This window comes from Thermus scotoductus DSM 8553 (assembly GCF_000381045.1).
GTDB classification, from domain to species: domain Bacteria; phylum Deinococcota; class Deinococci; order Deinococcales; family Thermaceae; genus Thermus; species Thermus scotoductus.
In genome coordinates this window covers 26,648-33,865 of record NZ_KB905732.1, presented here as the reverse complement: position 1 = coordinate 33,865, position 7,218 = coordinate 26,648, and the positions used below count along the sequence as shown (strand labels likewise).

General features: G+C 64.9%; 6 protein-coding genes. 3 read left to right on the top strand and 3 right to left on the bottom strand.

Features of this window, described 5'->3' with window-relative positions; translation table 11 throughout:
• Positions 1-197 precede the first annotated feature (197 nt).
• The 3 genes from F604_RS0102270 to aceB all read right to left on the bottom strand — a co-directional run bounded on the left by F604_RS0102270 (position 198) and on the right by aceB (position 4,303).
• A complete protein-coding gene (locus F604_RS0102270) occupies positions 198-1,268 on the bottom strand; it encodes an FAD-binding protein (RefSeq protein ID WP_019550257.1) in 1,071 nt (356 codons plus the stop codon).
• Positions 1,261-2,664, bottom strand: coding sequence for an FAD-linked oxidase C-terminal domain-containing protein (locus F604_RS0102265; protein WP_019550256.1), 1,404 nt, complete (start codon positions 2,662-2,664; stop codon positions 1,261-1,263). Before F604_RS0102265 ends, F604_RS0102270 begins: the two co-directional genes overlap by 8 nt.
• Before the next feature lie 76 nt (positions 2,665-2,740).
• Positions 2,741-4,303: a malate synthase A gene (gene aceB, locus F604_RS0102260; RefSeq protein ID WP_019550255.1), complete on the bottom strand. Its 1,563-nt coding sequence runs from the start codon at positions 4,301-4,303 to the stop codon at positions 2,741-2,743.
• Between the two features lie 98 nt (positions 4,304-4,401).
• Here aceB and F604_RS0102255 point away from each other — a divergent pair, with 98 nt between their 5' ends.
• From F604_RS0102255 to F604_RS0102245, 3 genes are read left to right on the top strand one after another with little or no spacing between them, the layout of a single operon-like run.
• A complete protein-coding gene (locus F604_RS0102255; RefSeq protein ID WP_026328922.1) occupies positions 4,402-5,160 on the top strand; it encodes an IclR family transcriptional regulator in 759 nt (252 codons plus the stop codon).
• A gap of 41 nt (positions 5,161-5,201) precedes the next feature.
• Positions 5,202-5,900 (top strand): heat shock protein transcriptional repressor HspR, fused homodimer type, encoded by a 699-nt coding sequence (hspR, locus tag F604_RS0102250; RefSeq protein ID WP_019550254.1) that lies wholly within the window; start codon positions 5,202-5,204, stop codon positions 5,898-5,900.
• Positions 5,897-7,210 carry a dipeptidase gene (locus F604_RS0102245; RefSeq protein WP_019550253.1) on the top strand — a complete coding sequence of 438 codons (1,314 nt, stop codon included), beginning with the start codon at positions 5,897-5,899 and terminating at the stop codon, positions 7,208-7,210. The genes hspR and F604_RS0102245 overlap by 4 nt, the downstream gene beginning before the upstream one ends.
• Positions 7,211-7,218 lie beyond the last annotated feature (8 nt).

The window sequence follows — 7,218 nt, the reverse complement described above, 5'->3', positions numbered from 1 at the left end:
GGAGTTTTACCCATCGGACTACCCGATGGAACCCCCTACTCCAAGTTTCAAGGTCCACGGGGAACTTTGTCCCCAAGAACATTGTACCAAATCCGTGTCCACCTGTGGTGGACGTGGGGGAGTCCAATGTATCCCCGGTTTGGTCAGCCTGTGTCACGCGTTAGCGTATCTTGAGGGCTATCTTGGAAACCGGGGGATTATAGCTCCCCCACGCCCCCTCTTTTCTCTAAGGGAAAACGGCTCCTGGGGTCCAGGGCCAGCTTAAGCTTGCGGAAAAAGGCCTCGGGCGGGTGGGGGAAGAGGGCATCCTCGGCGCCCTTTAGGACCAGGTGGGGAATCCCTGCCTGCCTAAGGGATGCCAGTCCCTTGGCCTCCATCCCGGCGTAGAGGAGTTCCCCTCCCGCCAGGTACCGCCTGGGCCCTAGGAGCAGGTTTTCCAGCTTGGGCACCCAGGCGGGGGTGGAGGGAACCTTGACCCAGATGGGGGCCTCCTCCAGGAAGCGGAGGTTCCGCACCCCTTCCCAGTGGGTTTCGTCCTCCGCCAGCACCTCGCCTTCCTTTTGCAGGATTTCCTGTAGTCGTTTTAGTCTTTTCCCCAGGCTTTCGGGGAACCCCCCTAGCCGAATCTCCAGGGTGGCCGGGGGAATGAGGTCCAGGGCCAGAAGATCCAGGGGAAGCACCCGGAGGCGTTCCATGGCGGCAAGGGCCTCCGCTAGGCTCCCATAGGTGAGCCGCAGGGTTTGGGTGGCCCTGGGGGAGGGGAAGACCTTGAAGGAAAGCTCCACCATGACCCCGAAGGCTCCCAGGGAACCCACCATGAGGCGGTGGAAAGGGAAGCCGGCGGCGTTTTTCACCACCTTGCCTCCGCCCCGCACCACCCTTCCTTCCCCGTCCACGAAGCGCACGCCCAGGATGAAGTCCCTCAGGCCCCCAAACCGTTCCCGCATGGGGCCGGAAAGCCCGGCTGCCACCGTGCCCCCAAGGGTGGCCCCCTGTTCCACCAGGGGTGGATGGAAGGGCAGGTACTGGCCGTGGGCCCGTAGGGTTTCCTCTATCTCCTTAAGGGGTGTGCCGGCATAGGCGGTGAAGACAAACTCCTCTGGGGCATACTCCAGGATGCCCCTGAGGCCCGAAAGATCCAGGAGGGTCTCCCCGTCCTTGGGGGTGGAGAGGGCTGGCTTGCTCCCACCCCCCTTGGGGCGCAGGCGGGGATAGGTGCGCACAGCTTCCTGTGCTTCTTCCAGAGAGTTGGCACGGACCTCAGGCATACACCTCTCCTAGATGCGGGCCTTGCCCGTGGCCGGGTAGCACCTTGCCCCGGTTGGCGAGGCCTTGGGGGTCCAGGGCCTCCTTGACCCGTTCCATGGCCAGGAGGTCTTCCGGGGCGAACATTTCGGGCATATAGCCCTTCTTCTCCACCCCGATGCCGTGCTCCCCGGTCAAGGACCCTCCCAGGCGCACGCAAAGCTTGAGGATTTCTCCCGCCAGCTCCTCGGCCCGCTCCAGCTCCCCGGGTTTTTTGCCGTCGTAGAGGACCAGGGGGTGAAGGTTTCCGTCCCCGGCGTGGAAGACGTTGGCCACCCTAAGGCCGTATTCCTGGGAAAGCCTTCCGATCTCCTTCAGGGCTTCCCCCAGGCGGCTTCGGGGCACTACCCCATCCTGGACGATGTAATCAGGGGAAAGCCTTCCCACGGCGCTGAAGGCAGCCTTGCGCCCCTTCCAGATGGCCTGGCGTTCCGCCTCGCTTTGGGCGACGCGCACCTCCAAGGCCCCGCTTTCTTTAATCACCTGGGCCAGGAGTTTGGCTTCCTCCTCCACCTCCTCCTTGGGGCCTTCCAGCTCCACGATGAGGAGGGCCTCCACCCGGGGATAGCCGGCCTTCACCGCTGCCTCGGCGGCCTCTATGCTCAAGCGGTCCATGATCTCCATGGCCCCGGGGAGGAGCCCGCTTCGGATCACCTGGCTCACGGCGTTGCCGGCGGCCTCGAGGCTCCTGTAGGCGGCCAGCAGGGTGTGGTAGGCCTCGGGCTTGGGAAGAAGCCTCAGGGTGATCTCCAGGGCTACTCCCAAAAGCCCCTCGGTGCCCACGAAAAAGCCGTGGAGGTCGGGACCTACGCTCTCCAGGCCTTCCCCGCCCAGGCGCACCACCTCCCCTTCAGGGGTGACCACCTCGAGGGCCAGCACGTGGCCCGCCGTCATCCCGTACTTCAGGCAGTGGGCGCCGCCGGAGTTGAAGGCCACGTTCCCGCCAATGGTGGAGATGGGCTGGCTGGAGGGATCGGGGGCGTAATAGAGGCCAAAAGGAGCTGCCTGCCGGGAAACCTCCAGGTTCACCACCCCGGGTTCCACCACCGCGATCCGGGCCTTGGGGTCCAGGCGTAGGATGCGGTTCATGCGGTTGAGGGCGATGACCAGGCCCCCCTCCACGGGCAAGGAACCTCCCGAGAGGCTGGTGCCGCTTCCCCGGGCCAGGAAGGGCACCCCGTACCGGCGGCAGAGGCGCACCGCTTCCACCACCTCCTCCTTCCGCTCGGGAAGCACCACAGCCAGGGGACGCTTGCGGTAGGCGGTGAGGGCGTCGGACTCGTAAGGGGCAAGCTCTGCCTCCTTGGTCAGCAGCCTCCCCGGGGGAAAGAGGGCCCTAAGCTCTTCCAGGAACCCCATTGCCACCTCCTATCCCACTTTACCGGAAGGGGTGGGTGGCCTGCCCCACCCCTTCCTAGCCCGGACCTGTGTGGTCTTAGTCCAGGTAATCGTAGGCCACCAGGGTCAGGAACTCGATGAAATCCTCCGAGAGGACCAGCTTGTCCAGGATCTCCTCGGCCTCCTTGTAGCGGCCAACCTCCCGTCCTCCCAGCTTGGCGAGCTCCTCTTCCTTGATCTTTTGGTAAAGCTCAGGGGTGACCGGGCGGCCGTCCTCCAAGGTGGCCTGCCGGTGCACCCATTGCCAGAGCTGCGCCCTGCTGATCTCGGCGGTGGCGGCATCCTCCATGAGGTTGAAGATGGCGGCGGCCCCGTTGCCGAGAAGCCACTGGTTCAGGTACTGGAGGGCCACGGAGATGTTGTTGCGAAGGCCTGCTTCCGTCACCTTGCCTCCCGGGACCTCAAAGTTCAGGAGGTCCTCCGCCTTTACCTGGACGTCTTCCCGCTTCACGTGCTTCTGGTGGGGCTTGTCGCCCAGGTAGCGGTCAAAGACCTCCATGGCCACCGGTACCAGGTCGGGGTGGGCCACCCAGGTGCCGTCAAATCCCTGGGAGGCTTCCCGCTCCTTGTCAGCCCGCACCTGCTGGAAGGCCCTTTCGTTCACCTCGGGGTCCTTGCGGCTGGGGATGAAGGCGGCCATGCCCCCGATGGCGTGGGCCCCGTGAATATGGCAGGACTTCACCAGAAGCTCGGTGTAGGCCTTCATGAAGGGCACGGTCATGGTGACCTGGGCCCGGTCGGGGAAGATGGGGGCGGTGGTGGCGAACTTCTTGATGCAGCTGAAGATGTAGTCCCAGCGGCCGGCGTTGAGGCCAGCGGCGTGCTCCTTAAGCTCGTAGAGGATCTCCTCCATCTCCAAGGCCGCCAGGATGGTTTCGATGAGCACCGTGGCCCGGATGGTGCCCCGGGGGATGCCCAGGTAGTCCTGGGCGAAGTTGAAGACCTGGTTCCAAAGCCGGGCCTCCAGGTGGCTTTCCATCTTGGGCAGGTAGAAGTAGGGGCCGCTTCCCCGCCTTAGGAGCTCGTGGGCGTTGTGGAAGAAGTAAAGGCCAAAGTCAAAGAGGCTTGCGGAAATGGGCTCCCCGTCCACCCGCACGTGCTTTTCCACCAGGTGCCAGCCTCGAGGCCGGACCACCAGGGTGGCCACCTTCTCCTTGAGCTTGTACTCCTTGCCCTCGGGGCTTACAAAGTCAATCTGGCGGCGCACGGCGTCATAGAGGTTCTTTTGCCCTTGGATGACGTTGTCCCAGGTGGGAGAGAGGGCGTCTTCAAAATCCGCCATGAAGACCTTGGCCCCGGAGTTCAGGGCGTTGATGATCATCTTGCGGTCCACAGGGCCGGTGATCTCCACCCGGCGGTCCAAAAGGTCGGGTGGAGCCTCCGCCACCTGCCAGGACCCGCCCCGCACGAAGGCGGTTTCCTCGGGAAAGTCCGGTTTTTCCCCGGCCTTGTACCTTTCCCAGAGGGTTTTCCTGCGCTCCAGAAGCGCCTTGCGCACGGGGTTGAACTCCCGGTGCAGGGCCACCACGAACCCCAGGGCCTCTTCCGTGAGCACCTCTCCTAAGAGGGGATGGTCTTTGAGGATTTCCACGCCCTTCATGGTGGTTTGAGCCTAAGGGAAGGGCTGGGGATTTGTCAAGAAACAAAATGGTTTTTTGTTACTTGAAAAACAACCCAGCGGGTGCTAGCCTGAGGCCCATGCCACGACCCAGGAGGAAAGGAGCCGAGGAGGTGAAGACCTTGGAGCGGGGCCTGAGCGTGCTTCAGGCCCTGGCGGAGCTTAAGGAGGCCGGGCTTTCCCCCCTGGCAGAGCGGACGGGGCTTACCAAGAGCACCCTTTACCGTCTCCTCCAGACCCTGGTCCGCCATGGCTTCGTGGAGGAGGAAAGGGGCGTTTACCGGGTGGGGCCCAAGGCCTTTGCCGTGGGCCAGGTTTATCCCAGGCAGAACCTGCTTCTTGCGGCGCATCCGGAGATGGAGGCCCTGGCGGCGGAAACGGGGGAGAGCGTGAACCTGGCGGTGCTGGCGGGAAGGGAGGCCCTTTACCTGGACCAGGCGGAGGGGGCCAGATTGGTCCGGCTCTTCACCGCTCCCGGAAGCCGGGCTCCCCTGCACGCCACGGGGGTGGGGAAGGTGCTTCTCGCCTTCCGGGGCATCCCCGAGGGGCTTTCCCTCACCCCGTACACTCCTTACACCCTCACCCGCCTCGAGGACCTGAAGCGGGAGCTGGAAACCGTGCGTCGGAAGGGCTACGCCCTGGACAACGAGGAGAGGGAACTGGGGGTGCGCTGTGTGGCCGCTCCCGTCTTCGGCCCCGGGGGGGAGGTGGTGGCCGCCCTGTCCCTCTCCGCCCCCGCCAGCCGCCTCTCCCTGGAGGAGGCTCGCCTTCTGGCTCCCCGGGTAGTGGGGGCGGCCAGGAGAGCTTCCTTGCGCCTGGGTTTTGTGCCTCCTTTATAATGGAAAAGGTTAGGAGGCTTTAGCGGGAGGAGCTAAAGGCCATGGACAAGGACCGTCCCGTGTACGTGATCTCGGTGGCGGCGGAGCTGTTGGAGATGCACCCGCAGACCCTGAGGCTTTACGAGCGGAAGGGTTTGATCAAGCCGAAGCGGTCGGGTGGGAAGACCCGGCTTTACTCGGAGCGGGACATTGAGAAGCTTAGGGAGATCCGCCGCCTGACGCAGGAGCTTGGGGTGAACCTGGCGGGGGTGGAGGAGATCATGCGGCTTCGCTCGGAGCTGGAGGCCCTGCAGGCCCGCTTTGAGGCCGAGGTGGCCCGGCTTAAGGAGGAGATCGGGGCCCGCTTTGCGGAGCTGGAACGCCCGGCCCTTCCTCCCCCCGGGGAAACCGCCAAGCCCTCCCCCAAGGACCGTCCCGTGTACGTGATCTCGGTGGCGGCGGAGCTGTTGGAGATGCACCCGCAGACCCTGAGGCTTTACGAGCGGAAGGGTTTGATCAAGCCGAAGCGGTCGGGTGGGAAGACCCGGCTTTACTCGGAGCGGGACATTGAGAAGCTTAGGGAGATCCGCCGCCTGACGCAGGAGCTTGGGGTGAACCTGGCGGGGGTGGAGGAGATCATGCGGCTTCGCTCGGAGCTGGAGGCCCTGCAGGCCCGCTTTGAGGCCGAGGTGGCCCGGCTGAAGCTCCTTCTCTTGGAAGAGGGCAAGACCCTTCCCGAAGGGAGTAGCATGGGGGCGTGAGTGCGCTAGAGCCCCTTTTGGAGTTCTTGTCCATCCCCTCCGTATCCACCGACCCGGCCCACAAGGAAGACGTTCGCAAGGCGGCCCTCTGGCTTGCGAAGAGGCTCAGGGAGCGGGGTTTCCGCACGGAGCTTCACGAGACCCCGCTACACCCCATCCTCTACGCGGAGCGCCTCCTAGATCCCAAGGCCCCCACGGTCCTGGTCTACGGGCACTACGACGTCCAGCCCCCGGATCCCTTGGAGCTTTGGGAAAGCCCCCCCTTCGTGCCCACGGTGCGGGAGGGAAGGGTCTACGCCCGGGGAGCCTCCGACGACAAGGGGCAGCTTTGGGCGCATGTGGCGGCCCTCGAGGACCTGCCCGCCCGGGTGAACGTGAAGTTCCTGGTGGAGGGAGAAGAGGAGATCGGAAGCCCGAGCCTTCTGCCCTTCGTGCGGGAGCACCGGGAGAAGCTTAGGGCCGACGTGGTCCTCATCTCCGATGGAGCCATGTTCGCCCCCCTCACCCCCACCCTCACCTATGGCCTAAGGGGCCTGGCCTATTTGGAGGTGCGCCTGAAGGGGGCCCGGCGGGACCTCCACTCCGGAAGCTTCGGTGGCGTGGCTCCGAACCCCATCCAGGCCATGGGGTGGATCCTCTCCAAGCTAAAGGACGAGAAAACCGGGAGGATCCTGGTTCCCGGCCTTTACGACCGGGTGCGGCCGGTTTCGGAGGAGGAGAAAAGGCTCTGGCCCCCCTTGGATGAGGAGGCCTTGAGGCGGGAGCTCGGGGTGGAGGTGCTGCCCGGGGAGGAGGGCTATAGCCCCCTGGAGAGGCTTTGGACCCGGCCCACCCTGGACCCGAACGGCATCTGGGGAGGGTACCAGGGGGAGGGCTCCAAGACGGTGATCCCCGCCGAGGCGGGCTTCAAGGTTTCCTTGCGCCTGGTGCCGGACCAGGACCCCGAGGAGGTGGCCAGCCAGGTGGAGGCCTACCTGCGGGAGATCTGCCCACCCGGCTACACCATGGAGATCCTCCGCCTCCACGGAGGCAGGCCGGTCCTTACCGATCCCTTCAGCCCTCCCATGCGCCTCATGGCCAAGGCCCTGGAGGAGGTCTGGGGCAGGCCCCCCGTGTACACCCGTGAGGGAGGGACCATCCCGGTGGTGGCGGAGCTCCAGGATGCCCTTCGTGCGCCCGTGGTCCTTCTGGGTCTGGGGCTTCCCGACGACAACCTCCACGCTCCCAACGAGAAGTTTGACCTGATTAACCTGGAGAAGGGCATCGCTACCCTGAGGCGCTTCTACGAGCTTTTGGCCCAAGGGGGCTAGGCGGGAAG

Coding starts and splice junctions, on each gene's coding strand:
- F604_RS0102270 (WP_019550257.1), bottom strand. CDS start 1,268: ATGCCTGAGGTCCGTGCCAACTCTCTGGAAGAAGCACAGGAAGCTGTG.
- F604_RS0102265 (WP_019550256.1), bottom strand. CDS start 2,664: ATGGGGTTCCTGGAAGAGCTTAGGGCCCTCTTTCCCCCGGGGAGGCTG.
- aceB (WP_019550255.1), bottom strand. CDS start 4,303: ATGAAGGGCGTGGAAATCCTCAAAGACCATCCCCTCTTAGGAGAGGTG.
- F604_RS0102255 (WP_026328922.1), top strand. CDS start 4,402: ATGCCACGACCCAGGAGGAAAGGAGCCGAGGAGGTGAAGACCTTGGAG.
- hspR (WP_019550254.1), top strand. CDS start 5,202: ATGGACAAGGACCGTCCCGTGTACGTGATCTCGGTGGCGGCGGAGCTG.